Below are 22,409 nucleotides of genomic sequence, written 5' to 3'. Positions count from 1 at the left end.
TCCCTCAAGTTGCTCGCAAACTGCACATCCTCCTCAGGTTGAGCGCCAGACACACGAGCTTGAACTCGGCCTTGACCTTCTCCAATCCCCGCAGGCTGAACTGCCTGAACCCCAGCACGCTCTTGATCCAACCGTTGGGCGCCTCCACGATCCACTTCCTCTTGCGGTAGGCAGCCTTGCCTTCGGGTGTCTTCAACTTGGCATCCATCGCTGCGCTGTGCGGGTACTTCTGGGCGTCGATCTCAAGGTCCTGCTTGCCCTCGCGGCCCAGCGCCACGATCAACTCGCTCGGACTGTCCTTGAGTCGCTCGAACACCGACTCCGATCGGAACCCCGCATCGGCCAGAACCTGCTTGGCGTCATCGCCCAGGGTGGCCTTCACTGCCGCCAGCAATACGGGCAGGCGATCGTTGTCGGCGGCGTTGTTGGTGAGCTCGGCCGCCACCACGATCTGCGCGGTCTCGTCCACCGCCGTGTGCGCGTTGTAGCTGTAGTCGTAGCCCCCACCGGCGCGTTTCATGATCCGGCTGTCTGTGTCGGTGAAGCTCTCCTGGGCGCTGTCCTTGGGAACGCCGAAGTCGCGCTTGTAGCGCCCGCCCTTGGGTTTGCCGTCCTTGTCCCGGGGTTTGCGCTGGTCGTTCTCGCTGCGTCCGCGCGCGGCATCGGCTTCTTGCTGGCGCTGCTCCAGCCGCAGCTTGGCCGCCGTGATGGCGCTCAACCGATCGGCCCGGCGCTTGATCTCGCCGGGGATGTCGATGTCGGGCTCGTTCTTCTCCAGATCGTCGGCCGCCTTCGCTCGGTTGAGCAGGCCGTCGATCTGGGCTTTGAGTTCGGCCTCGGCCTTGAGCATGCGCTCGTAGCTCATGGCCTTGTGGCGACTGGCGTTGGCCTTGAGCTTGGTGCCGTCCACTGCCACCGTGCCCAGCTTGACCAAGCCACACTCGCGCGCCAGGTGAACCACCTGCACGAACAGGGCTGCCAACTCCTGCAGGTGCAGCGCACGGAAGTCCGACAGCGTGCGGTGCGCCGGATAGTTCTCCGCAGCCAGCACCCGCAGCGCCACGTCTTCGTGCAGTTTGGCCGCCAGCTTGCGTGAGCTGAAGGTGCCCGTGGCGTAGCCGTAGATGAGGACCTTGACCATCATGGCCGGGTGAAACGGCTGGTTGCGCGGTCCGCCCTTGGCGTACCGGGCGTGGAAGGCGCTCAGATCCAGACTGTCGACGCTGTCACTGATGAAGTACGCCAGGTGCCCTTCGGGCAGCCAGTCTTGCAGTGCGTCGGGCAGCAGTCGCTGCTGTTGGGGTTCGTAGGGGAGGTAACTTGCGGCCATGCCCACAATTTACCAAGCCTTCGCGACCTCAGTGCGCTTCTGCCGCGCAGACTCCTAGCCACAGCGCCCGTGCGGCGCCCTGCGTTGCGTCAATCAACATGCCCATCCCGAGGCCGCGGTAGCGCCGTGGCACGATCGGTGCTTCCCCAACAGCGGTTCACCCACCGCCCGCCTTCCATTCAAACCCATGCAACTCCCTGCACACCAGCTCAGCATGTCGGTGCTGATGGCGCCCGACACCGCCAACTTTTCAGGCAACGTCCACGGCGGCACCATATTGAAACTGCTCGACCAGGTGGCCTACGCCTGCGCCAGCCGCTATGCCGGCACCTACGTGGTCACGCTCAGCGTCGACCAGGTCACGTTTCGACAACCCATCCATGTGGGCGAACTCGTCACCTTTCTGGCCTCCGTCAACCACACCGGCAGCTCGTCCATGGAAATCGGCATCAAGGTGATTGCCGAAAACATCCGCACGCAGGAAAACCGCCACGTCAACAGCTGCTTTTTCACCATGGTGGCGGTGGACGACGCGGGCAAGCCCACGGCGGTGTCGCCGCTGCGCCCCTTCACCCCCGACGAGCGCCGCCGCCACGCCGCCGCCGAGGTGCGCAAGGCCATGCGCCGCGAAATGGAACAGCGCTTTCTGGCCGTGCGCTGAAGCGCCGCCGGGCCGGCCCACCCCACCGGCTGCGGGTGACAGGCTTTCAGCCCGGTGGCGGTTACAGTGGCGTGCGGCCACAGAGGCCGCTGACTTTTTTGGGGCCCGCCGCTGGCCCCGCACCGCTGAATGACCGCTGCCCAAACCCCACCCCCCACCCACGCGCTCTTGGTAGCCAACCTGCTGGCCCAGCTCGCCTTTGGCCTGCTGGCCATGACCATCTGCCTGCCCTCCATGCAGGAATGGGCCAGCATATTTGGCGCCAGCCAGGCCAGCGTGCAGCTCACCTTCAGCGGCTATGTGATCGCCTACGGCGGCCTGCAGTTGCTCTACGGCCCGCTGTCTGACCGCCTGGGGCGCAAAAACATCTTGTTGTTTGGCCTCTTTGTGGCCGGCGTGGGCTCGGTGCTGGCGGCCCTGGCGCCCAACCTCGGCCTGCTCACCCTGGCGCGCGTGCTGCAAGGCGCGGGCAGCGCGGCCGGCATGGTGGTGGGGCGCGCCATGGTGCAAGACCTGTTTCAAGGCCCCGCGCGCACCCGCGTCATGGCCTACATCGGCATGACCATGGGCCTGTGCCCGCCGCTGGCCACCATCATCGGCGGGCAGCTGCACGTGCGCCTGGGCTGGCAGTCCAACTTTGTGCTCATTGCGGTGCTGGCCGCCGTGCTGTTTGTGGCCGCCTGGCGCGGCCTGCCCGACCACCAGAAAGCCACCACCGTGCAGCCGCACTGGCTGCGCGCCATGTGGGCCTCGTATGCGCGCCTGGCCCGCGAGCCCGCGTTCATCCTGTATGTGGCGCTCCTGTCCATGATCACGGCCACCTTCTACACCTTCCTCAGCGGCGCCCCCATCGTGCTCGGCAGCTACGGCGTGGGCCCGGAAGGCATTGGGTACTACATCATGAGCATTCCGCTGGCCTACATCGTGGGCAACTACCTCACCTCGCACCTGGTGCACCGCACCGGCGAGCGCCCCATGATGCGGCTGGGCCAGGCGCTCACCCTGAGCGGCGTGGCCCTCATGCTCGGCCTGGCGCTGGCCGGCTGGCATTCCCCGCTGGCCTTTGCCTTGCCGCTCATTTTGCTGGGCATCGGGCACGGTTTTCTGGTGCCGCCGGCGCTGGCAGGCACCGTCAGCCTCGTGCCCGCACTGGCCGGCTCAGCCGCCGCCGTGGCCGGCCTCATGCAGCAAATGATGGGCGCCGTGGGCGGCTTCACCGTGGGCCTGTTCCCGCACGAAAGCGCCGTCAACCTGGGTCTGCTGATGCTGGGCTACGCCCTGTGCGCGGCGCTGGCGCATTGGCTGCTGCACCGGCGGCCATCCTAGCCGTCCAGCCGAAACCGGGTCCCCGGTGGCCAAAAAAGCTTTGTTGGAGGTCCTTGCGGGCGGCTTTTAAACACGCGTTGAGCGCTGCGTTTGACGGGTGCCTGTGGTCGTGCCATAAGTCACGATTTACAAGGAGAACGCTATGAAACACCCCGCCGTTGCCATGGCCCTGTCCGGGCTGCTGGTGCTCAGCACCTTGGGCTGCGCGGTGTCGCGCGAACAGTCCACCGTGGGCGAGTACGTGGACGACGCCACCATCACCGCGCGCGTCAAGGCCAAGTTTGCCGAAGACCGGGAGGTCAGCGCCTTGTCGATCAGCGTGGAAACGCTGCGCGGCGCGGTGCAGCTGTCGGGCTTTGCCAAGAGCGCGGCTGAAAAGAGCCGCGCCGAAAGCATTGCGCGCACCACGCCCGGGGTGTCCAGCGTCATCAACAACATCGTGGTGCGGCCCTGAGCAGCCCGCCTGCGCGTCTTTCCCCTTCCATCCCACGGAGACCAATGCCATGAAGCACAACCTGAACCCGCAAGACAAGCAAGAGCCGCACACCCACAAGGTGGAAAACGACACCAACAAGGTGGGTGAGCAAGACCCGACGCAGCTCAACCAGGGCCAGCGCACGCCCGCCAGCCGCAGCGACCGCGAATCGCATGTGGGTGGCAGCAACCAGTCGCAGTCGCGCCGGGCGCCGCCGGGCAATTCCGCTCGCTGAAACCGGCAAGCGTTCAGCCGCTCAGCCCGCCTTGGGCTGAGCGGCTTGCGTGGCTTCGCGCAGACGCTGCTGAAAGGCCTCAGGCACCGGCGCGACCTTGCGGTCGGCCTTGTTCACAAACACCACGCCCACTTTGCCGCGCGCCACCTCGCGGCCCTGGCTCAGTTCGGACATGCGAAACACCAGGTCGAAGCCGTAGCGGTTGAAGTCGGCGGGCACCATGTCCACGCGCAGGGTTTCGCCGTGAAACGCCTCGGACTTGTATTGCGCCACGAGGTCCCCCACCACGATGGGGCTCCCGGCCACATTGCCTTCGGTGTAGCCCAGCCAGCGGAAAAACCGCACCCGCGCCTCTGACACCAGCGTCAGCAGCTGCGCGTTGTCCAGGTGGCCGCCCTGGTTCACATGGCTGATGTAGATCTGCATGTCGGTGGCAAAGACAAAGCGCTCGGGGAGTTCAAAAGTGATGCGGCTCATGGGGTGAAAACGTGCTCTGAAAAGGGGCTGGAGGGGGGAATCAGGGCATTGTCGCCGGCACATAGAATGGCACCCCTTTCCCCGTATCCCGCACCCTGGACCGCTTGCCATGCACATCGCCGTCAACGAAGAACTCAAAGCCTATATCGACCCCCTGACCCCGGACGAATACGAGGCGCTGGAGCGCAGCATCCTGGCCGAGGGTTGCCGCGATGCGCTGGTGCTGTGGGGCGACACGCTGGTGGACGGCCACAACCGCTACAGCATTTGCCAGAAACACGGGCTGCCGTTTCAGACCGTGCAGAACACGCTGTTTCGTTCCATGGAAGACGTGCACCTGTGGATGATTGGCCAGCACCTGGGGCGGCGCAGCGTGTCCGATTTCCAGCGCGGGGTGCTGGCCTTGCGCCAGCGCGAGATCATGGCCGAACGCCGCGTGCGCACCCAGGCAGCGGCCAGCGCTGAGCGCACCGACAGCACCGTAGGCGAGGCCGTTGCGCCCGCCGCACCGGGTGCGCCCGAGCCCGACGCGCTCAAGAGCCGCGAAGCCATTGCCCGTGCCGCGCGCCTCAGCAGCAGCCAGGTGGTGGCGATTGAAAAGATCCAGAAGCAAGCCGCGCCCGAGCTGGTGGCGGCGGTGAAGTCGGGCACCATTTCGCTCAACACCGCCGCCGCCGTGGCTTCTTTGCCCGCTGACGAACAAGTGGCCGCCGCCCACGCCGGCAAAGACGAGCTGAAGCTGGCCGCCAAGCGCGTGCGCGAGGCCAAGCGCAAACCGCACGAAGACGCAGCACCCGAAGCCACCACCCCGGTGGACACCGACGCGCCCGACGCGGTGCAGGCCCTGCAACGACAGGTGGCCACGCTGCAGGCCGAAAACGCCGCGCTGCGCCAGCAGGTGCAAGCCCTCGAAGCGCAATTGGTCTGACCGGCCAGACCCAGGCCCGTTGAGCCAGCTGCGCGCAGCTGGTCGCTTTTTTTCAATGCTCCAAGCCTGCAGGCCAGCCCCGGCAGGCTGGCCTGCGCCTGCGCCTGCGCGCTTCGGCCTGCGTGCGCCAGCGCACAGACGCGCCGTGCACCAAGCCCTAAGGTCCATCCATTGGCGCTGGGAACTCAACTGGTGTGCCATGCGGTGCTGCCCCTGGGTTGCGCCGTTCGTTCAACCTTCAAAGAAAGTTCACCATGCGTATCAACCACCGTTTCTCCATCCTCTTGCTCGTTGCTGCTGCCTTCACCACGCTGGGCGGCTGCGCTTCCAGCGCCACGCAAGAAAGCACCGGCCAGTACATGGACGACACCGCCATCACCACCAAGGTGAAGGCCGCCATCTTCAACGAGCCCACCCTGAAGTCGGCCGAGATCAACGTCGAAACCTTCAAAGGCGCTGTGCAGCTGAGCGGCTTCGTCGGCACCCAGGCCGACATCAACAAGGCCGTGGCTGTGACGCAGGCCATCAGCGGCGTGCGCTCGATCAAGAACGACATGCGCCTGAAGTAACCCGCCTTGGGCGCCACACCCGGCGCCACGCGGTTTCTCCCCCTATTTAGATTCGAGGTCTCTCCATGAACACACACACACAAACCCTTCCCCGCGGCCTTGCCCTGGCCGCCGCACTCGTCCTGGCCCTGGGCCTGGGAGCTTGCAGCAACATGTCGCGCCAAGACCAGAACACCGCCGTGGGCGCTGGCGTGGGCGCGGTCGGCGGCGCTGTGCTGACCGGTGGCAGCACCATCGGCACCCTGGGCGGCGCGGCCATTGGTGGCCTCATCGGCAACCAGATTGACACCAAGAAATAAGCCAGCGGCCCAGCAGGCCCGCCCAGCCACTGCGCGGGCCTGACTCCCCCATTCCCTTTCGAAAGCACGCTATGAGCACCCCTATTCAAACCCTGAGCGACGACGCCGCAGCCGTGGCCCGTTCGTCGGCCAACAGCACCGAGCGTGCAGCCCACCAAGGCATCGACCGCATGGCCGAAAGCCTGGACGGCGCGCGCTCGCACACCAGCGCTGCGCTCAAGCAGTTCGCCCACGACACCGAGACGCTGGCCCACCGCGGCATGGACGCCATGCGCGACGGTGCCGGCCAACTGCGCGAGAAATCGGCGCACGCCAAAGACATCACCACCACCTACATCCAGCACGAGCCGGTCAAGTCGGTGCTCATGGCGGCTGCCGTGGGCGCAGCCCTCATGGGTCTGGTGGCCTTGCTCAGCAAGCACAGCGGCTCGGGTCGCTGAAAGCAGGGCACGCTCGCATGATCCACCCGGTGTTTCGTCTGGCTGCGGCGCAGCCCCAGCTGCTGGCAGAGCACGCGGGTGCCTATGCGGGCTTGTTGTCTGAAGCGCTGGCGGTGAGCAGCGCTCGCCTGCAGCGGCGGGTGGTTCTCCAGGCGGCCGGTGCGGCTTTGCTGGTGGTGGCTGCGGTGCTGGTGGGCGTGGCGGTGCTGCTTTGGGCTGCCTTGCCCGAAGCGGTGGCGCGCAGCCTGTGGGTCTTTGTGCTCACCCCGCTGGTGCCTGCTGTGGTGGGTGGGGTGTGCGTGTGGGCCGGCCAAAACCGCGACCCCGGCGAATCGTTTGCCACCCTGCGCCTGCAACTGGCCGAAGACCTGGCGCTGCTGCGCCGCACGGGCGCCGCATGAGCGCACCGCACACGCCAGGCGCTGCAGCGGCACCCGCGCGAGCGGCCGTGCCGCCGCTGGTGCCCAGCGCAGCCAGTGAGCGGCTGACCCTGAGCCGGGCGCAGCTGGCCGGCTGGCTCGACCACGACCGCGAGACCCGCAGCGCTGCCCCAAGCCTTGGCTTGGCGGCCCTGGCCAGCCTGCCCTGGCTCAGCCGCTGGCGTAACCACCCGCTGGCTGCGCTGGCGCTGGGCGCGGCGGTGCGTGCCTGGCAGCGCAAGTCGTCTGACGGCACCACCCCGGCTTTGCAAGTGCTGGTGCTGGGTACGGCGGTGTCGGTGCTGCGCCGCCGCCCCAAAACCGTGCTGATCTCGGTCGCGCTCGCCGCGGCCACTGTGTTCTGGGTCCGCTGGCGCCAACGCGGCAGGCCCTCCAATCCATGAAACCGGAGTCATCCCATGCTTTACACCATCGCCGTCGTGCTGCTTATTTTGTGGCTGCTGGGCCTCGTCACCTCCACCACCATGGGCGGTTTTGTCCATGTGCTGCTGGTGATTGCCGTGGTCGTGGTCTTGTTGCGGATCATCAGCGGGCGCAAGCCGCTGTAAGGGGCTTATGTGGGCTGGCGCACAGACGCCGCCCACCCACCAGGGGTAGGGTGCGCCGTTGCGCCCGTTTCCCCGGGGTTGCACTGTCCCCCCAACTAACATGCCAGACACACCACACCGCCCAGACACCACCGAGCAAGACCGGCGCAGCGCCTTGCTGAAGGCCGGCGCGTTGCAAAACGCGATCCTGACCAGTCCCAACTTTTCGATCATCGCGACCGACGAGAAAGGCATCATCCAGCTGTTCAACGTGGGCGCCGAGCACATGCTGGGCTACCGGGCAGACGAGGTGGTCAACCTGATCCGGCCCAGCGACATGCACGACCCCGAAGAGGTGCGTGCACGGGCCTTGCAGCTGAGCGAGGAGCTCGACACGCCCATTGCGCCCGGCTTCGAGGCGCTGGCCTTCAAAGCCTCTCGCGGCATGGAGGACATTTACGAGCTCACCTACATCCGCAAAGACGGCAGCTCGTTCCCGGCCATCGTGTCCATCACCGCGCTGCGCGACGACCATGCCGACCTTATCGGCTACCTGCTGATCGGCACCGACAACTCGGTGCGCAAGCGGGTCGAACTGCAGCTCAACGAAGCCCTGGTGGCCGCCGAAGACGCCAACCGCGCCAAGACCGACTTCATCTCCAGCATGAGCCACGAGCTGCGCACGCCGCTCAACGCGATCCTGGGTTTTGCGCAGCTGGTCGAGTCGGGCACGCCCGCACCCACGCCCACGCAAAAGCGGGGCATCAACCAAATTCTGAAAGCCGGCTGGTACCTGCTGGACCTGATCAACGAAATTCTTGACCTGGCCCTGATCGAGTCCGGCACCATGAGCCTGTCGGGCGAGCCGGTGTCGCTGGCCGAGGTGCTGCTTGAGTGCCGCGCCATGGTGGAAGACCAGGCGCGCCAGCGCGGTATTGGCATGACGTTTGCCCGGTTGGAAGCACCGCGTTTCGTCAAGGCCGACCGCACGCGCTTGAAGCAGGTGCTGATCAACCTCCTGTTCAACGCCATCAAATACAACCAGTCCGGCGGGCATGTGACGGTGGTCTGCACCCTGAGTGCACAAGAGCGTGTGCGCATCAGCGTGCGCGACACCGGCCCCGGCCTCACCACCGAGCAGCTGGGCCAACTGTTTCAGCCGTTCAACCGGCTGGGGCAAGAGTCTGGCGGGGAAGAGGGCACCGGCATTGGCCTGGTGGTGACCAAGCGCCTGGTAGAGCTCATGGGTGGTTTGATTGGTGTGGAAAGCACGCCCGGCGTGGGCAGTGTGTTCTGGGTTGAAATGCCGCTCACGGCCGCGCCGCAGTCGCTGGCCAGCGACGCCCTGGTGCTGGACGTGCCGCGCACCGAAGCGCCCCTGGGCGCCCCGCAACACACCGTGCTGTATGTGGAAGACAACCCGGCCAACCTGGAGCTGGTGGAGCTGATCGTGGCGCGCCGCCCCGACCTGCGGCTGCTGGGCGCGGCAGACGCCAGCGTGGGCATTGAATTTGCCCGGGTCTACCAGCCCGAGGTGATTTTGATGGACATCAACCTGCCTGGCATCAGCGGGGTGGAGGCCATGAAAATTTTGCGCGCCGACCCCAGCACCGCCCACATTCCGATCATTGCGCTGAGCGCCAACGCGGTGCCTCGCGACATTGCGCGCGCCATGTCCGCCGGGTTTTTTAACTACATCACCAAGCCGATCCAGGTCAACCAGTTCATGGAGGCGCTGGACCAGGCGCTTGCATTTGCCCAGACCGACCGCGGCACCGCGCTCACCAAGGAACCCGCATGACGATAGCCGCCCAGGACCTGTTCAACGCCCGCATTCTCATCGTGGACGACCAGGCGGCCAATGTGCTCCTGCTTGAAGAGATGCTGGCCGCAGCCGGCTACACCCAGGTGACCAGCACGCAAGACCCCACCACCGTGTGCGCGCTGCACCGCCGCCAGCCGTTTGACCTGATCTTGCTGGACCTGCAAATGCCGGTGATGGACGGCTTTCAGGTGCTGGAAGGCCTGAAGGCCAACAACGCCAACGATTACGTGCCGGTGCTGGTGATCACGGCCCAGCCAGGCCACAAGGTGCGTGCGCTGCAAGCCGGCGCCAAAGACTTTGTGAGCAAACCGTTCGACCTGGTCGAGGTGAAAACGCGCATCCACAACCTGGTGGAAGTGCGCTTGCTGTACCAGCGCCTGGCCAACCAGAACAAGCTGCTGGAAGCCGAGGTGCTGGAGCGCACCGCCGAGCTGCGCGAGAGCGAAGCGCGCTACCGCAGCCTGACCGAGCTGGCCACCGACTGGTATTGGGAGCAAGACAGCGCAGGGCATTTCACCAAGGTGTCAGGCCCGGTGCTGGAGATGCTGGGTATCCGTGTGGATGCGCTGGTGGACAGCGTTGACGGTGCCGAGGGCGCCGCTGCTGCACCCGCTGAAGACGGCTGGGACGAAGCCCAGCGCCAGGCACTGCAAGACCGCATCACCGCCCGCACGCCGTTTCTGGATGTGCGCCTGAGCCGTTTGTTTCCCAACGGCGTGAAAAAAGAGTACCGCGTGAGCGGCACCCCCATGTTTGACGCTGCCTGCAACTTTGTGGGTTATCGGGGCTTCGGGGTCGAAATTCTGGGTTGAATCCCGACCCGTCGGCCCGCTTGGCAGCCTGCTCAGCGGGCCAGGTAGCCGCCGTCCACCGGGTAGTAGGCCCCGGTCACAAACGACGCGCGGCTGGATGCCAGCCACACCACCAGCTCGGCCACCTCGGCGGGCTCGCCCAGGCGCCCAATGGGGTGGGCCGCCACCAGCATGTCGTGCACGGCAGGGTCTTGGTCCAGCGCCGCGATCATGGGCGTTTGAATGAACCCAGGCCCCACCGCATTGACGCGAACGCCCTCGACCCCGTATTCCAGCGCAGCGGTTTGCGTGAGGCCCACCACGCCGTGTTTGGCCGCCGCGTAGGCCGGCGCTGAAGCAAAGCCCACCGCGCCCAGGATGGACGTGATGTTCACAATGGCGCCGCCGCCGGTGCGCAGCATGGCCTCGATCTGGTATTTCATGCCGTAGAAAACCCCCGAAAGGTTCACTTGAATCACCTGCGCCCAGCCATCCAGCGGGTAGTCCGCCGTGCGGGCGCTGGGGCCGCCAATGCCGGCGTTGTTCGCCGCCACGTCCAGCCGCCCAAAGTGGGCGCAGCAGCGGTCCACCAGGTTCTGGCAGTCGGCGGGGTTGCCCACGTCGGCGGTCACGGTCAGCACCTCGCTGCCCACCGCGCGCACCAGCGCGGCGGTTTCTTGCAGGCCGGCGTCGTCCCGGTCCGAGATCAGCAGCGCAGCGCCTTCGCGCGCACAGGTCAGCGCCACGGCGCGACCAATGCCTGAAGCGGCACCGGTGATCAAAACCACTTTGTTCTTGAGCATGGGGGTTCTCCTGTGAATGGATGGGCAAAAAAAAGCCGCGTGGATCGTGAGACCCACGCAGCGTAAATAGTTTCAATGGCCCGCGGTGTCCGCTGCAGCTCAGGTGCGCGGTTCGCCCGCGCCGTTCACCGTGATGGTGCGTCCGGGCGCCGATGTCATCTGTGCGCGGTGCGTGATACCGCGGAAGGTGTAGGTCACATCCCAGTAAGCGGGCGCGTTGAGGTAGGGTTCGTTGGCGCAGCGCTGCACGTCTTGTGTGCTCACGGTGTTGCCGTAGCGGTCGGTGCCCACGGTGGAGCCAATGGCCGCACCCGCCACCACGCCGCCCACGGTGGCCAGGTCGCGCCCGCTGCCGCCACCCACCTGGTGGCCCAGCACGCCACCAATCACCGCGCCAATCAGCGCGCCGGGCACGTTGGTTGCCGGGCGGTCCAGCTGCACTTCTTCGCGCTCGATCCAGCAGCGCTGTTCGGTGGCGCCCATCACGGCGCGCACCGACAACACGTCGGCCTGGTACAGCTGCTCGTTGCTGCGGCGGCGGTAGTCCCGCGTGGGTGCCTGCTGGCTGGGGTAGGTGTACACCGTGGCCGGGGCGGCTTGCACCACCGGCTGGTCGTAGCTCCGGTAGGGTGCGGCGCAGCCTGCCAGCGTGAGGGCCGCCACGGCGGTGAGGCCGGTGGCGAGGGCTTTCCAGTGAAAGCGTGCGGGTGTGGTGGTGTGTGACATGGGGTTCCTTGGGCGTGACCGCGTGGCGGGGCCTGGCCTTCAAACCGCGCGGCGCCACGGGCGCTTGGGCGGTTGAAAAACCAGGTGACAGGTCCACGTTATGCGCCCACGGTAGGCGCGTCTGTTCGCTGGCGCGCACACCCGGCTTGTATCGCTGCGTAACGCGGTGGCGCTTACCCGCTTTGTTTGGGCTTGTGTGCTATACCGAACAGACGAGGGCTCATGCGCGTGAAAAACTCCACCGTTTGTTGCATGTCGACTCTCAAACACACGCCGAATTAAGGACACGCTTGACCACCACCAGACCAACCTGCGGGAACCAGCTGCTCGACGCCCTGCCCGACGCGGAATGGCTGCGCTGGCAACCCCAGATGGAGCTGGTGGATTTACCGCTGGGCATGGTGCTGTACGAGTCGGGCAGCACCATGGGCCACGTGTACTTTCCCAGCAACGCGATCGTCTCGCTGCTCTGCGTGCTGGAAAGTGGGGCGTCAGCAGAAATTGCCGTGGTGGGTCACGAAGGCATGGTGGGTATTTCTGTCTTCATGGGTGGCGGCTCTACCCCCAGCCGGGCGGTGGTGCAGAGCGCGGGCAAGGGCTTTCGCTTGCGGGCCAGCGCTCTCAAGGACGAGTCTGCTCGCTCCGGCCCCGTGATGCATTTGCTGCTGCGCTACACCCAGGCGCTCATCACCCAGATGACGCAAACCGCGGTGTGCAACCGCCACCACTCGCTGGACCAGCAGCTGTGCCGCAGGCTGCTGCTAAGCCTGGACCGCCTGCCTGGCAACGACCTGGTGATGACCCAGGAACTGATTGCCAACATGCTGGGCGTGCGCCGCGAGGGCGTGACCGAGGCTGCGCTCAATTTGCAAAAGGCGGGACTCATCCGGTACGCGCGAGGCCACATCAGTGTGCTGGACCGGCCGGGCCTGGAGCAGCGCACATGCGAGTGCTACCAATTGGTGAAGACCGAGTACGACCGCTTGCTGCCTCCGCAGCTTTGAGCCCCGGGCGGTGCTTGGCTTAGGGTGCCTTGCTGTTGCCGGCGCGGCCGGATGGCGGTGGGCTTTCGGGTCGGTGGTCAACCCGCGGCGCACCACCTGTTCTTGCCTGGACTCAAGCCTTGTCGGCTGGCGCTGACTTGTCGGCTGCAGGGGTTTCTGCTGTTGTGAACCAAGCCTCTGTGGCCTGCTCTTCCCATGCCTTGAGCTGCTTTTCCGCTTCGTCTTTGGCGATCCCGTAGCGCTCCTGTAGCTTGCCCGCCAATTGATCGCGGTGGCCTGCGACGACTTGCAGGTCGTCGTCCGTCAGCTTGCCCCATTGCTGCTTGGCCTGGCCTGTGACCTGTTTCCAGTTGCCTTGAATGGTGTCCCAGTTCATGTGTGTCCTTTGGTTGGGGGCGAAGAAAACCTTCACCGCACCAACCCTTTGTAAACGGCGTGCATGCGCGCGTCTGTGCGCTGGCACACGCCAGTGCGTCTGCAGCGGGGTGTTGTCAAACAGGCTGGCCTATGTGCGCCACAGCACCGACGCGGGCGCCCGCAGCGCGCAAGCTGCAGCGGTGGGTTTCCTTGACGCCGCGGGCCATCCGCAACCGAAACCCACCCCCTTATTTGATGGCCACGGAGCACCCCACCATGAACGCCTTTTCCAAAACAGCTGCCTCCCAGCCCACCACCGCCCGCCGCACGCTGCCCTGGCTGCCTTTGGTGGCGCTGGTGGCCGCAGCGCTGCAAATCGGCTGCGCCAGCTTTCCGGCACCCACCGAGCAGATGGCCCTGAGCACCGCTGCCGTGGCCAGCGCCGAGCGGGCGGGCGCCGTGGCGCTGGCACCGACCGAAATGGCCATGGCACGCGACAAGCTGGCCCGGGCCAATGCCTCCATGGTGGAAGAAAAGTTTGAACGCGCCCGGATGCTGGCCGAGGCCGCGCAGGTGGATGCTCGTCTGGCCGAGGCCAAGGCCCGCAACGTCCAGGCCGCCAAAGCCGCCACCGAACTGCGTGAAGGCAACCGGGTGCTGCGTCAGGAACTTGAGCGAGCCGCCCAGTAAAGCGCCGTTCACACGCCACGCCGCCCCGCATCCTCATCCGAAAGAATCCCATGAAAACTTCCCATCTGATCGCTCTGTCTGCCGTTGCCCTGGCTGTGTTGGCGGGCTGTAGCAGCGTGCCCAAGGGCAATGCCCAGCTGGAGCAGGCGCGCACCGAATACCGCGCCGTGACAGCCGACCCGCGTGCCCAGAACAACGCCGGCTCCGACATGAAACTGGCCAGCGACGCCATGAACAAGGCCAACACCGCCTGGAGCAGCAAGGAAGACGAAGCACAGGTCAACCACCTCGCCTACCTGGCGTCACAGCGCGTGGCCATCGTGCGCGAAACCATGAACATGAAAACCGCTGAAACTATGGTGGCCAGCGCGGGTGCCGACCGCACCCAGGTGCAGTTGCAGGCCCGCACCCAGGAAGCCGATGCCGCCCAGCGCAGCGCCACCGTGGCCCAGCAGGCCGCCACCACCGCGCAGCTGAACGCCGCCGCCGCCCAGCGCAGCACCGAGATGGCACGCAACGAGTCGGCCCAGGCCCAGCAGCAGACCCAGCTGGCCATGGAGCGCAACCGCCTGCTCGAAACCCAGCTGAAGGAACTCAACGCCAAGCAAACCCCGCGCGGCCTGGTGGTCACGCTGGGCGATGTGTTGTTTGACGTCAACCGCGCCGAACTCAAGCCCGGCGGCCTGCGCATGGTCGACCAGCTGGTGGCGGTGCTCAAAGAGTTCCCGCAACGCACGGTGCTGGTGGAAGGCTTTACCGACAGCACCGGCAGCGACAGCCACAACCTGGCCTTGTCGGGCCAGCGCGCCGACGCCGTGCGCACCGCGCTGATGCGCCAGGGCATCGACAGCGCGCGCGTGACCGCCCGCGGCTATGGCAAGGCCTCGCCCGTGAGCGGCAACGAAACCGCCGCCGGCCGCCAGATGAACCGCCGCGTCGAGATTGTGCTGTCAGACGACAACGGCCGCACCGTGGCGCGCTGAGCGGGCCCCTCAGACGCGCACCACCTCACCCTTCAGCGACCACAGGATGGCGAGCACTTCGTTGCGCACCGGAAGGTCGATGCCACAGGTCTCCAGCGCCGCCATGGCATCGTCGATCACGGTCACAAACTCCTGCTCGCTGATGTTCATGCCCCGGTGCGTGCTCAGCATGTCTTTGCCGCCATAGGTCTCGGGGCCACCCGCGCCCATGCAGAAGAAATCGATCACGTTGCGCTCCAGGCGGTTCATGTCGTCGACCTGTGCGTAGCGGATGTTGACGAGCGGGTTCGCCATGTGGTTCTTGATCAGCTCGCGGGTGATGCGCGTGATGCCCTCGTGGCGGCCGAGGCGATCGTACAAAGTAGCCGTGTCCTGACTCATGGTGCTCTCCTTTGGTGAAGCGGTGAAGGGATGCCTGCCCCGGTTGCTCAAGGGACTGGCGAACGCAGTTGGTGCAGCCATGAGGCGTACTCCAGTTGGCCGGGGTCGCTGCTGTGGATGCAGACTTCGTGGTGCAACTGCCCCAGCGCGCTGGCCAGCGCCTGCTCCAGTTGCAGCAGCGCCTCGGGCGACAGCGGTTGCGGCAAGGTCAGTGCCGCGTGTCCGTTGCCGGGCGAGTGAACATCCAGATGGGTCGTGGTCATGATGTGCTCCTGAACGGTACGGCAGGTCGGGTTTGACCTGCCGTCATGGAGCATGTACCGGCCCTGTTCCTCAAACGTTCCTCGGACCGCCGGCACTTGCGGAGTGCGGTCGGGCGCCGCACACTGCGGGTCATGGACATGATGGAACCAGTCCCGCTGGAGGTGCGTTTGCTGGGGCGTTTCGCCGTGGCGGTCGATGGCGTCGAGATCGCTGCCGACCGCTGGCCCAGCCTGCGCGCCATGCAGCTGGTGCAACTGCTGAGCCTGCAAGCACGCCACCGCCTGCACCGCGACCTGATCATGGACAGCTTGTGGCCGCAGCTGGAACCCGAAGCCGCTGCAGCGAACCTGCGCAAGGCCGTGCACCATGCCCGGCAGGCGCTGGGCCGGCACGACAGTCTGGTGTTGCAGGCCGGTGAACTGGTGCTGTGGCCCGACCGCCCGTTGAGCGTCGATGCCGATGCGTTCGAGCAGCGCGCCCTGGCGGCGCTGGGTTTGCGCGATGCCACGGCCTGCGCCGATGCCGCAGGCCACTACGCGGGCGACCTGCTGCCCGGTGCCCGCTACGAGGCCTGGACCGAGCCGGCCCGTGAACGCCTGCAGGCGCGCTTCCTGGAGCTGTTGCGCGCGAGCGCCCAGTGGGAGCGACTGGCGCAGCAGGATCCCACCGACGAGCCCGCCCACCGCGCGCTGATGCAGCGCGAACTGGCCGCGGGCAACCGCGCCGCGGCGGTGCGTTGGTACGCGCAATTGCGCGAAGCGCTGCAGCACACGCTGGGCGTGTCGCCCGAAGCGCAGACCGAGGCTTTGTACGAGCGGTGTGTGGCCGGCTTGCAGGCCGTGGGCCCCACGTTGGTGGGCCGGGGGCCGGTGCTGGCCCAGGTGGCGGCGTGGCTGGGCATGCCGGCCACCGAGCGACCGGCCGGCATCGTGCTGCGCGGGTCGGCCGGCATGGGCAAGAGCGCGTTGTGCCGCGAGATCGAGGTCCAGGCCCGCAGGCGCGGCTGGACCGCGCTGCGTATCGATGCCGCCGGGAGTGGCCGAACCTGTGAAGTCGTGGCGTCCCTCGCCGAGCGCCTGATCCTGGACGACCGTGCGGTGCTGGACCGCATCGGCGCGCCGGCCCGCACCGTGCTCGCGCAGCTCAGCGCTTTGGCCGCACCGGCCCATGCACCACTCGGACCGCTGGGTCGCCACCAGGTGGTGGGTGCCCTGCGGCGCCTGCTGCTGGCGGCTGCGCCCGGCGCCCCCGTCTTGTTGCTGGTGGACGACGCTCACCGCCTGGACGACGCCGATGTCGATGTCCTGATGCAACTGGCGATCGCGGGGGCGCCGGTGTGCTTGCTGCTGGCCACACGGCCGCTGGCCGCGGCCGCGGCATTGGCGCAGGCCGTGTCGCGGCTGCAGCGTGCGGGCGTGCTGCAGACGATCGATCTGGAGCCGCTGGACGACGACGATGGTCGCCGTCTTGCCCTGCAGGCGCGGCCCGCGCCGCTGCCCGACGAGGTGCTGTCCCGGATCGTGCAGGCCGCCGAAGGGAACCCGTTTGCCGTGATCGAGCTCGCCCGCTGCGCCGCGCCGGGCCACCACGGACGGCTACCAGGCAGCAGCGCCGAGGCCATCACCGCGCGGCTGTGCGACGTGCCCGCCGATGCCTTGGCCTTGCTGCGCTGGCTGGCGCTGGGTGGCGACGAGCTGGATGTGCGCACGGTGGAGGCGCTGGCGGTGCTGGCCGAGGTGCCCGGTCTTGCGGCGCTGGATGGCGCGCTGGATGCTGGCGTGCTGGTGGTGGCCGACGGGCGCTACCGTTTTCGGCACGGTCTGGTCCGCCAGGCCCTGATGGACCAGGTGCCGCCCCACCGCCGCCAGCCCATGCACCGGCAGATGGCCGCGCAACTGGCCGAGATGGACGCCGTACCGGCCCGCGTGGCCCGCCACTGGCTGGAAGGTGGCCAGCCGCGCAACGCCGTGCCCTGGCAAGTGGCCGCCGCCCGCGAGGCCGTGCGGCTGGCCGCCTTCAGCGACGCCCTGAACCATCTCAAACCCTTGCTGGTTTTGCAGCCGGACCACGCCGAGGCGCTGCAACTGCGCGCTGAAGCGCTGGACGCCATGGGCGACCCCGCTGCCATGGCCGCCTACCGGCTCGCGGCGGACGCGGCCGGTGAACCCGACAGCCACAATCTGCGGGCCAAGGCCGCCCTGGCGCAGGTGAAGCAGGGCGACCCGAAAGGCGCGCTGCTGGCGCTGCAGGGCGTGCGTCCCACCTCGGTGGACGGCCTTCTGAGCGAAGCCCTGGCCTACAGCGGCGCCGCCGCGCTGGGGGTGGCCGACCCCGCCATGGGTACCGCCAAGGCTGCCGTGGCGCGCCGGCTGGCGCTCGAATCGGGCGACACCACGGCGCTGGTGATCGCATCGTGGGCGCAGGCTGCGGCGGCGCACGCCCGCGGTGAGTTGCACCGCAGCGTGTGGGCCGACTTGCAGGAAACCTGCGCTGTACCGCACCTGGCGCTGCGGGTGTTTGACGGTCACCTCTGCATCACGCAGCGCTTTCTGTACGGCGCACGGCCCTACGCCGACGTGATCGAATTTGCCTGCGCCCTGTCCACCGAAGCACAGCGGCTGGGCGCCGCGCGCGGCCATGCCTTTGGTGTCACGCTGCGCGGCGAAGCCGAGTGGCTGGCGGGCGACCTGTCGGCCGCGCGGCTGCACCTGCGCGAGGGCGCCCGCCTGCACCGCGCCATTGGCGGGTCGGTGGGCGAAGCGCTGTCGCTGCAGCGGCTGGCCGAGGTGGCGCTGCACGAAGGCCGACGCGACGAGGCTCAGGCCCTGATTGATGAAGCCCTGGACGTGGCGCGCCAGACCGACATCGGCTTTCACTTGCTGGACCGCATTTACGGCACCCGCATCAACCTGCACGCCGACGACCCGGCTGCGGCGTTGCATGTGATGGAAGACGCCAGCGTGTCGGTGCGTGGCCCGCTGGAAACCTGCCCCGGCTGCCGTATCACCTTTGCCGTGCCCGCCGCCATTGCCGCCGCCCGCGCCGGTGAGCTGACGCTGGCCAGTCAGCACGAAGCCCAATGCGCCTACCTCGCCAACGTGGTGATGCGCCTGCCGGCGTGGTACGCCGCGCACGACGAGGTGCGCGGCCACCTGGCCGCTGCCCGTGGCGACAGCGCAGACGACGCCGTGGCCCGGTTTGCGGCCGCCGCCGCGCGCTTTCGCGAGGCCGGGCAGCCGCTGGATGCGGCGCGCTGTGAGCAGCTGGCCGCGGCAGCACCCGGTCGCCGTTGAGTAAGGTGCAAGGAAAGCCTGCTCAACCCTTCAACCCTTCAACCCCACACCGCGTCCAGCGCGGCCCAGGCGCTGGCCAGCACCGGTTCGCCGGCCCGCTCGGCCAGGCAGATGAAGCTGAGGTCGCACTCCAGCGCCACCTGGTCGGCCACCACCAGGCCGCGCGCCTGTGCTTCGCGCATGGCAATCGAGTCGCGCACCAGGCTCAGGCCCACACCGCTTTTCACCAGGTCCAGCATGGACGCTTCCTGGTCCACCAGCGCCACGCGCCGGGGCTCCAGGCCGGTGAGTGAACCGGGGCCAAACACGCGGCGCTGCAGCCGGTGGTGCGCGCTGGCGGGCGGGGTGGCCAGCCAGGGCAGGGCGGCGAGCGCCTTCCAGTCTTTGCCGCGCACCTGCGGCCCCCAGCCTGCCGGCGCCAGCACGCGGTAGGTGAAGCGGGTGAGCGGGCGCAGCCGGTAGGTGGCGTCCAGCGGGTCTTGTGGCAGGTCCAGAAAAAAGCCCACGTCCAGCTCGCGGCGCGCCAGGCGCGCCAGCACATCGCCGCTCATGCTCTGGCTCAGCTCGGTGCCCACCTGCGGGCTGGTTTCCACCAGCTGCTTCAAAAAGGCACCCAGGCGGGTGAACTCCGGGTCGAGGATGGTGCCGATGCGCAGCGTGCCGCGCACCGTGGTGTGCAGCGCCGCAGCGGCCTGGCCAAAGTCGGCCAGGGCGGCCAGCGCCTTGTCGGCCAGGGGCAGCAGGGCCGCGCCGTCCTGGGTCAGCGCCATTCCCTGCGGTGTGCGGACAAACAGCAGCAGCCCGGTGGCTTCGCTCAGGGTTTTCAGCTGCAGGCTCACCGCCGGCTGACTCAGGTGCAGGCGCTGGGCCGCACGCGACACATTGCCTTCGCGCGCCACCGCGGCAAAGGCGCGCAGCGTTTGCGGCTCCACCGCGGGCAGGGCGGGGCGTTGGGTTTCGGGCTTCGTCATGGCACCCATTATTTGCCAAGCTTATGGCGGTCGCTGCACAAATTCATTGGATTTTTGGCCAAAATGCTTTCACACTTCCGGCCCAGATGGCGCAAGACCATGAGCCCCGCAAATAACGATCGGAGACCCATGCACGGCGACAGCCCCTACGACCCGGCCGAAGGCGACTGGCAAACGCTGGTGACCTTTTTCAGCCCCACCGAGGCTTATTTGCTGCGCGGCTGCCTGCAAGCCGGCGGCGTGCCCGCGGTGGTGGCCGACGCCCACCTGGTGCAAACCCACTCGCTGCTGGCCAGCGCCATACCGGTGCGGGTGATGGTGCCCGCGCACCGCATGGCCGAGGCCGAAGCGGTGGTGGCGGCCTACCAGCGCGGCGACTTTGCCCTGCCCGACGACCAAATCCCCACCCCGTAGATGTCCACCGCAAACGCAACCACCCCCCACAACATGAGCGACACCACCTTCGACTTCATCGTCATCGGTGCCGGCACCGCCGGCTGCCTGCTGGCCAACCGGCTCAGCGCCAACCCGGCCAACCGCGTGCTGCTGGTGGAAGCCGGCCGCCGAGACGACTACCACTGGATCCACATTCCCGTGGGCTACCTGTATTGCATTGGCAACCCGCGCACCGACTGGCTGTACGAAACCCAGCCCGACCCCGGGCTCAACGGCCGCCGCCTGCGCTACCCGCGCGGCAAAACGCTGGGCGGCTGCTCCAGCATCAACGGCATGATTTACATGCGCGGCCAGGCCCGCGACTACGACCAGTGGGCCCAGCTCACCGGCGACGACGACTGGCGCTGGGACCGCTGCCTGCCCGATTTCATGGCGCACGAAGACCACCACCGCCTGGACCTGCAAAACGCCAGCGACCCCGCGTTTGCCGCCCTGCACGGCCACAAACACCGCGGCAGCACCGGCGAGTGGCGCATTGAAAAGCAGCGCCTGCGCTGGGACCTGCTCGACGCCTTTGCCACCGCCGCCCAGCAAGCCGGCGTACCCGCCAGCACCGACTTCAACACCGGCAACAACGAGGGCGTGGGCTACTTTGAGGTGAACCAGAAAGCCGGCTGGCGCTGGAACGCGTCCAAGGCCTTTTTGCGCCCGGCGCAGCGGCGCCCCAACCTGACCGTGTGGACCGAAACCCAGGTGCAGCGCCTCACCCTGCAGCGCGCGGCCAGCGGCGAACTGCGCTGCGTCGGCGCCGAGCTGGTGCGCGAAGGCCAGGCGGTGCGCGTGCGCGCCGCGCGCGAGGTGGTGTTGAGCGCGGGCAGCATCAATTCGCCTCAAATCTTGCAGCTCTCGGGCATTGGCCCGGCGGCGCTGTTGCAGCGCCACGGCGTGGCCGTGCAGCACGATCTGCCCGGCGTGGGCGCCAACCTGCAAGACCACCTGCAGATCCGCACCGTGTTCAAGGTGCAGGGCGCCACCACGCTCAACACCCTGGCCAGTTCGCTCTGGGGCAAGGCCAAGATCGGACTCGAATACGCCCTGAAACGCACCGGCCCCATGAGCATGGCGCCCAGCCAGCTCGGGGCCTTCACCCGCAGCGACCCGGCGCAGCCCTGGCCCAACATCGAGTACCACGTGCAGCCGCTCAGCCTGGACGCCTTTGGCGAGCCGTTGCACAGTTTTCCCGCGTTCACCGCCAGCGTGTGCAACCTCAACCCCACCAGCCGGGGCCATGTGCACATCACCAGCCCGCGCCCGCAAGACGCGCCCGCCATTGCGCCCAACTACCTCAGCACGCCCGAAGACCGCCAGGTGGCCGCTGACAGCCTGCGCGTCACCCGGCGCATCGTGGCGCAGCCCGCGCTGGCCCGCTACCAGCCCGAGGAATACAGGCCGGGCGTGCAGTTCCAGACCGATGAAGAACTGGCCCGCCTGGCCGGCGACATTGCCAGCACCATTTTTCACCCCGTGGGCACCACGCGCATGGGACTTGCGGGCGACCCGCAGGCCGTGGTGGACAGCCACCTGCGCGTGCGCGGTGTGGCGGGCTTGCGTGTGGTGGACGCTGGCGTCATGCCCACCATCACCAGCGGCAACACCAACAGCCCCACGCTCATGGTGGCGGAAAAGGCGGCGCGCTGGATCTTGGCAGGGGTTTAACGCAAGCGCCCGATGTAGCGTGTGCTGAGCTCGTCGCGCGCGTTGCTGCCGGGCGGTGCCTGGGCGTTCCAGTCCGGGTCTTCCACCGGGCGCTGCAACGGCACCGTTTCGGGGCGCAACCCCAGCTGCGCGGTATCGATCAGCGGTGGGCGCACACGGGGCTGTATCTGCGCCACCAGCGTCTCCAGCCGCTGGGCCAGGGGCAGCAGTTCGGCGTGGCCGTCGGTTTCGGCTTTCTCCCGCGCAAACCGCACGATGGCGTGCGCATAGTCTGCGTTGCTCGCCATCCATTCGGTGTCGGTGACCCGCCCGGTTTTGCGGCGCAGTTGCACATGAAGGTGCGCAGCCGCGGCCAATACGTCGTTTTGCGACATCTTTTGCTCCAGTTCCAACGATCCCCGGTGCGCAGCATTTCCCGTGCCAAAGCCCCAGGAAACCAAGGGAAACTCCCGATGCACAAGTCTGGTGCGAGCGCTTAAAGTCGCGTCACTCGCAAACAGCG

The 22,409-nt window shown here is 67.4% G+C and carries 28 protein-coding genes; 19 read left to right on the top strand and 9 right to left on the bottom strand.

What is annotated here, in order from left to right; translation table 11 throughout:
- Window positions 1-4 precede the first annotated feature (4 nt).
- On the bottom strand, window positions 5-1,330 hold the full coding sequence (locus AC4QBL_RS16750; protein ID WP_472907800.1) for an IS1182 family transposase: 1,326 nt from the start codon (window positions 1,328-1,330) through the stop codon (window positions 5-7).
- Window positions 1,331-1,517: 187 nt separating this feature from the next.
- Here AC4QBL_RS16750 and AC4QBL_RS16745 point away from each other — a divergent pair, with 187 nt between their 5' ends.
- The 4 genes from AC4QBL_RS16745 to AC4QBL_RS16730 all read left to right on the top strand — a co-directional run bounded on the left by AC4QBL_RS16745 (window position 1,518) and on the right by AC4QBL_RS16730 (window position 4,027).
- Window positions 1,518-1,991 (top strand): acyl-CoA thioesterase, encoded by a 474-nt coding sequence (locus tag AC4QBL_RS16745; protein ID WP_472902341.1) that lies wholly within the window; start codon window positions 1,518-1,520, stop codon window positions 1,989-1,991.
- A 129-nt stretch (window positions 1,992-2,120) separates the two neighbouring features.
- Window positions 2,121-3,317 (top strand): multidrug effflux MFS transporter, encoded by a 1,197-nt coding sequence (locus AC4QBL_RS16740; protein ID WP_472902340.1) that lies wholly within the window; start codon window positions 2,121-2,123, stop codon window positions 3,315-3,317.
- A gap of 142 nt (window positions 3,318-3,459) precedes the next feature.
- A complete protein-coding gene (locus AC4QBL_RS16735) occupies window positions 3,460-3,771 on the top strand; it encodes a BON domain-containing protein (RefSeq protein ID WP_472902339.1) in 312 nt (103 codons plus the stop codon).
- A 49-nt stretch (window positions 3,772-3,820) separates the two neighbouring features.
- Entirely contained in the window at window positions 3,821-4,027 is a 207-nt protein-coding gene (locus AC4QBL_RS16730) for a hypothetical protein (protein ID WP_472902338.1), read from the top strand.
- 21 nt (window positions 4,028-4,048) lie between these two features.
- On the opposite strand, the gene AC4QBL_RS16725 is transcribed toward AC4QBL_RS16730, so the two are convergent.
- Window positions 4,049-4,504, bottom strand: a complete 456-nt coding sequence (locus AC4QBL_RS16725; RefSeq protein ID WP_472902337.1) for an acyl-CoA thioesterase — start codon at window positions 4,502-4,504, stop codon at window positions 4,049-4,051.
- A gap of 109 nt (window positions 4,505-4,613) precedes the next feature.
- Here AC4QBL_RS16725 and AC4QBL_RS16720 point away from each other — a divergent pair, with 109 nt between their 5' ends.
- The 9 genes from AC4QBL_RS16720 (at window position 4,614) to AC4QBL_RS16680 (ending at window position 10,344) form a co-directional block, all read left to right on the top strand.
- The gene (locus AC4QBL_RS16720; protein WP_472908107.1) at window positions 4,614-5,432 is read left to right on the top strand and encodes a ParB N-terminal domain-containing protein; all 819 of its coding nucleotides are present in this window, start codon (window positions 4,614-4,616) and stop codon (window positions 5,430-5,432) included.
- Window positions 5,433-5,686: 254 nt separating this feature from the next.
- Window positions 5,687-6,001 (top strand): BON domain-containing protein, encoded by a 315-nt coding sequence (locus tag AC4QBL_RS16715; RefSeq protein WP_472908106.1) that lies wholly within the window; start codon window positions 5,687-5,689, stop codon window positions 5,999-6,001.
- A 65-nt stretch (window positions 6,002-6,066) separates the two neighbouring features.
- Window positions 6,067-6,300, top strand: coding sequence for a YMGG-like glycine zipper-containing protein (locus AC4QBL_RS16710; protein WP_472900056.1), 234 nt, complete (start codon window positions 6,067-6,069; stop codon window positions 6,298-6,300).
- Between the two features lie 71 nt (window positions 6,301-6,371).
- Window positions 6,372-6,740, top strand: coding sequence for a hypothetical protein (locus tag AC4QBL_RS16705; protein ID WP_472908105.1), 369 nt, complete (start codon window positions 6,372-6,374; stop codon window positions 6,738-6,740).
- Window positions 6,741-6,757: 17 nt separating this feature from the next.
- A complete protein-coding gene (locus AC4QBL_RS16700; protein ID WP_472908104.1) occupies window positions 6,758-7,141 on the top strand; it encodes a hypothetical protein in 384 nt (127 codons plus the stop codon).
- Complete coding sequence (locus tag AC4QBL_RS16695) at window positions 7,138-7,563, top strand: hypothetical protein (RefSeq protein ID WP_472908103.1); 426 nt, start codon at window positions 7,138-7,140, stop codon at window positions 7,561-7,563. Before AC4QBL_RS16700 ends, AC4QBL_RS16695 begins: the two co-directional genes overlap by 4 nt.
- Window positions 7,564-7,578: 15 nt before the next feature.
- The gene (locus AC4QBL_RS16690; RefSeq protein WP_472900060.1) at window positions 7,579-7,728 is read left to right on the top strand and encodes a lmo0937 family membrane protein; all 150 of its coding nucleotides are present in this window, start codon (window positions 7,579-7,581) and stop codon (window positions 7,726-7,728) included.
- 100 nt (window positions 7,729-7,828) lie between these two features.
- Window positions 7,829-9,508 (top strand): PAS domain-containing hybrid sensor histidine kinase/response regulator, encoded by a 1,680-nt coding sequence (locus AC4QBL_RS16685; RefSeq protein WP_472908102.1) that lies wholly within the window; start codon window positions 7,829-7,831, stop codon window positions 9,506-9,508.
- The gene (locus AC4QBL_RS16680; RefSeq protein ID WP_472900062.1) at window positions 9,505-10,344 is read left to right on the top strand and encodes a response regulator; all 840 of its coding nucleotides are present in this window, start codon (window positions 9,505-9,507) and stop codon (window positions 10,342-10,344) included. The genes AC4QBL_RS16685 and AC4QBL_RS16680 overlap by 4 nt, the downstream gene beginning before the upstream one ends.
- A 32-nt stretch (window positions 10,345-10,376) precedes the next feature.
- Here AC4QBL_RS16680 and AC4QBL_RS16675 read toward each other — a convergent pair whose 3' ends face one another.
- Both AC4QBL_RS16675 and AC4QBL_RS16670 read right to left on the bottom strand, forming a co-directional pair.
- Window positions 10,377-11,126 carry an SDR family NAD(P)-dependent oxidoreductase gene (locus AC4QBL_RS16675; RefSeq protein WP_472908101.1) on the bottom strand — a complete coding sequence of 250 codons (750 nt, stop codon included), beginning with the start codon at window positions 11,124-11,126 and terminating at the stop codon, window positions 10,377-10,379.
- A gap of 99 nt (window positions 11,127-11,225) precedes the next feature.
- Window positions 11,226-11,852: a glycine zipper 2TM domain-containing protein gene (locus tag AC4QBL_RS16670; protein ID WP_472908100.1), complete on the bottom strand. Its 627-nt coding sequence runs from the start codon at window positions 11,850-11,852 to the stop codon at window positions 11,226-11,228.
- Between the two features lie 371 nt (window positions 11,853-12,223).
- On the opposite strand from AC4QBL_RS16670, the gene AC4QBL_RS16665 reads away from it, so the two are divergent.
- The gene (locus tag AC4QBL_RS16665; protein WP_472900214.1) at window positions 12,224-12,856 is read left to right on the top strand and encodes a Crp/Fnr family transcriptional regulator; all 633 of its coding nucleotides are present in this window, start codon (window positions 12,224-12,226) and stop codon (window positions 12,854-12,856) included.
- Between the two features lie 112 nt (window positions 12,857-12,968).
- Here the strand turns inward: AC4QBL_RS16665 and AC4QBL_RS16660 are convergent, their stop codons facing one another.
- On the bottom strand, window positions 12,969-13,232 hold the full coding sequence (locus tag AC4QBL_RS16660; RefSeq protein WP_472908099.1) for a CsbD family protein: 264 nt from the start codon (window positions 13,230-13,232) through the stop codon (window positions 12,969-12,971).
- Between the two features lie 257 nt (window positions 13,233-13,489).
- Between AC4QBL_RS16660 and AC4QBL_RS16655 the strand changes: the two genes are divergently transcribed.
- Together AC4QBL_RS16655 and AC4QBL_RS16650 are read left to right on the top strand one after the other, a co-directional pair.
- Window positions 13,490-13,903 carry a DUF4398 domain-containing protein gene (locus AC4QBL_RS16655; RefSeq protein WP_472908098.1) on the top strand — a complete coding sequence of 138 codons (414 nt, stop codon included), beginning with the start codon at window positions 13,490-13,492 and terminating at the stop codon, window positions 13,901-13,903.
- 50 nt (window positions 13,904-13,953) lie between these two features.
- Window positions 13,954-14,886, top strand: a complete 933-nt coding sequence (locus tag AC4QBL_RS16650; RefSeq protein ID WP_304834382.1) for an OmpA family protein — start codon at window positions 13,954-13,956, stop codon at window positions 14,884-14,886.
- Window positions 14,887-14,895: 9 nt separating this feature from the next.
- Here AC4QBL_RS16650 and AC4QBL_RS16645 read toward each other — a convergent pair whose 3' ends face one another.
- Together AC4QBL_RS16645 and AC4QBL_RS16640 are read right to left on the bottom strand one after the other, a co-directional pair.
- Entirely contained in the window at window positions 14,896-15,267 is a 372-nt protein-coding gene (locus tag AC4QBL_RS16645) for a group I truncated hemoglobin (RefSeq protein ID WP_304834380.1), read from the bottom strand.
- Window positions 15,268-15,314: 47 nt separating this feature from the next.
- Window positions 15,315-15,530, bottom strand: a complete 216-nt coding sequence (locus AC4QBL_RS16640; protein WP_304834378.1) for a hypothetical protein — start codon at window positions 15,528-15,530, stop codon at window positions 15,315-15,317.
- A gap of 132 nt (window positions 15,531-15,662) precedes the next feature.
- On the opposite strand from AC4QBL_RS16640, the gene AC4QBL_RS16635 reads away from it, so the two are divergent.
- Window positions 15,663-18,824: an ATP-binding protein gene (locus AC4QBL_RS16635; RefSeq protein WP_304834377.1), complete on the top strand. Its 3,162-nt coding sequence runs from the start codon at window positions 15,663-15,665 to the stop codon at window positions 18,822-18,824.
- Between the two features lie 38 nt (window positions 18,825-18,862).
- On the opposite strand, the gene AC4QBL_RS16630 is transcribed toward AC4QBL_RS16635, so the two are convergent.
- Complete coding sequence (locus tag AC4QBL_RS16630; protein ID WP_472908097.1) at window positions 18,863-19,795, bottom strand: LysR family transcriptional regulator; 933 nt, start codon at window positions 19,793-19,795, stop codon at window positions 18,863-18,865.
- A 129-nt stretch (window positions 19,796-19,924) separates the two neighbouring features.
- Between AC4QBL_RS16630 and AC4QBL_RS16625 the strand changes: the two genes are divergently transcribed.
- Both AC4QBL_RS16625 and AC4QBL_RS16620 read left to right on the top strand, forming a co-directional pair.
- Window positions 19,925-20,209 carry a putative signal transducing protein gene (locus tag AC4QBL_RS16625; protein WP_472908096.1) on the top strand — a complete coding sequence of 95 codons (285 nt, stop codon included), beginning with the start codon at window positions 19,925-19,927 and terminating at the stop codon, window positions 20,207-20,209.
- A gap of 33 nt (window positions 20,210-20,242) precedes the next feature.
- Window positions 20,243-21,907, top strand: coding sequence for a GMC family oxidoreductase (locus AC4QBL_RS16620; protein ID WP_472908095.1), 1,665 nt, complete (start codon window positions 20,243-20,245; stop codon window positions 21,905-21,907).
- Here AC4QBL_RS16620 and AC4QBL_RS16615 read toward each other — a convergent pair.
- Window positions 21,904-22,281, bottom strand: coding sequence for a hypothetical protein (locus AC4QBL_RS16615; RefSeq protein WP_472908094.1), 378 nt, complete (start codon window positions 22,279-22,281; stop codon window positions 21,904-21,906). The genes AC4QBL_RS16620 and AC4QBL_RS16615 overlap by 4 nt on opposite strands.
- Window positions 22,282-22,409: the final 128 nt, after the last annotated feature.

The sequence above is a fragment of the Hydrogenophaga sp. L99 genome (assembly GCF_058731905.1).
Note: the sequence above shows the minus strand (reverse complement) of the source record. Positions and strands in the feature narration are given on the sequence as shown.

Coding starts and splice junctions, on each gene's coding strand:
- AC4QBL_RS16750 (WP_472907800.1), bottom strand. CDS start 1,330: ATGGCCGCAAGTTACCTCCCCTACGAACCCCAACAGCAGCGACTGCTG.
- AC4QBL_RS16745 (WP_472902341.1), top strand. CDS start 1,518: ATGCAACTCCCTGCACACCAGCTCAGCATGTCGGTGCTGATGGCGCCC.
- AC4QBL_RS16740 (WP_472902340.1), top strand. CDS start 2,121: ATGACCGCTGCCCAAACCCCACCCCCCACCCACGCGCTCTTGGTAGCC.
- AC4QBL_RS16735 (WP_472902339.1), top strand. CDS start 3,460: ATGAAACACCCCGCCGTTGCCATGGCCCTGTCCGGGCTGCTGGTGCTC.
- AC4QBL_RS16730 (WP_472902338.1), top strand. CDS start 3,821: ATGAAGCACAACCTGAACCCGCAAGACAAGCAAGAGCCGCACACCCAC.
- AC4QBL_RS16725 (WP_472902337.1), bottom strand. CDS start 4,504: ATGAGCCGCATCACTTTTGAACTCCCCGAGCGCTTTGTCTTTGCCACC.
- AC4QBL_RS16720 (WP_472908107.1), top strand. CDS start 4,614: ATGCACATCGCCGTCAACGAAGAACTCAAAGCCTATATCGACCCCCTG.
- AC4QBL_RS16715 (WP_472908106.1), top strand. CDS start 5,687: ATGCGTATCAACCACCGTTTCTCCATCCTCTTGCTCGTTGCTGCTGCC.
- AC4QBL_RS16710 (WP_472900056.1), top strand. CDS start 6,067: ATGAACACACACACACAAACCCTTCCCCGCGGCCTTGCCCTGGCCGCC.
- AC4QBL_RS16705 (WP_472908105.1), top strand. CDS start 6,372: ATGAGCACCCCTATTCAAACCCTGAGCGACGACGCCGCAGCCGTGGCC.
- AC4QBL_RS16700 (WP_472908104.1), top strand. CDS start 6,758: ATGATCCACCCGGTGTTTCGTCTGGCTGCGGCGCAGCCCCAGCTGCTG.
- AC4QBL_RS16695 (WP_472908103.1), top strand. CDS start 7,138: ATGAGCGCACCGCACACGCCAGGCGCTGCAGCGGCACCCGCGCGAGCG.
- AC4QBL_RS16690 (WP_472900060.1), top strand. CDS start 7,579: ATGCTTTACACCATCGCCGTCGTGCTGCTTATTTTGTGGCTGCTGGGC.
- AC4QBL_RS16685 (WP_472908102.1), top strand. CDS start 7,829: ATGCCAGACACACCACACCGCCCAGACACCACCGAGCAAGACCGGCGC.
- AC4QBL_RS16680 (WP_472900062.1), top strand. CDS start 9,505: ATGACGATAGCCGCCCAGGACCTGTTCAACGCCCGCATTCTCATCGTG.
- AC4QBL_RS16675 (WP_472908101.1), bottom strand. CDS start 11,126: ATGCTCAAGAACAAAGTGGTTTTGATCACCGGTGCCGCTTCAGGCATT.
- AC4QBL_RS16670 (WP_472908100.1), bottom strand. CDS start 11,852: ATGTCACACACCACCACACCCGCACGCTTTCACTGGAAAGCCCTCGCC.
- AC4QBL_RS16665 (WP_472900214.1), top strand. CDS start 12,224: ATGGAGCTGGTGGATTTACCGCTGGGCATGGTGCTGTACGAGTCGGGC.
- AC4QBL_RS16660 (WP_472908099.1), bottom strand. CDS start 13,232: ATGAACTGGGACACCATTCAAGGCAACTGGAAACAGGTCACAGGCCAG.
- AC4QBL_RS16655 (WP_472908098.1), top strand. CDS start 13,490: ATGAACGCCTTTTCCAAAACAGCTGCCTCCCAGCCCACCACCGCCCGC.
- AC4QBL_RS16650 (WP_304834382.1), top strand. CDS start 13,954: ATGAAAACTTCCCATCTGATCGCTCTGTCTGCCGTTGCCCTGGCTGTG.
- AC4QBL_RS16645 (WP_304834380.1), bottom strand. CDS start 15,267: ATGAGTCAGGACACGGCTACTTTGTACGATCGCCTCGGCCGCCACGAG.
- AC4QBL_RS16640 (WP_304834378.1), bottom strand. CDS start 15,530: ATGACCACGACCCATCTGGATGTTCACTCGCCCGGCAACGGACACGCG.
- AC4QBL_RS16635 (WP_304834377.1), top strand. CDS start 15,663: ATGGACATGATGGAACCAGTCCCGCTGGAGGTGCGTTTGCTGGGGCGT.
- AC4QBL_RS16630 (WP_472908097.1), bottom strand. CDS start 19,795: ATGACGAAGCCCGAAACCCAACGCCCCGCCCTGCCCGCGGTGGAGCCG.
- AC4QBL_RS16625 (WP_472908096.1), top strand. CDS start 19,925: ATGCACGGCGACAGCCCCTACGACCCGGCCGAAGGCGACTGGCAAACG.
- AC4QBL_RS16620 (WP_472908095.1), top strand. CDS start 20,243: ATGAGCGACACCACCTTCGACTTCATCGTCATCGGTGCCGGCACCGCC.
- AC4QBL_RS16615 (WP_472908094.1), bottom strand. CDS start 22,281: ATGTCGCAAAACGACGTATTGGCCGCGGCTGCGCACCTTCATGTGCAA.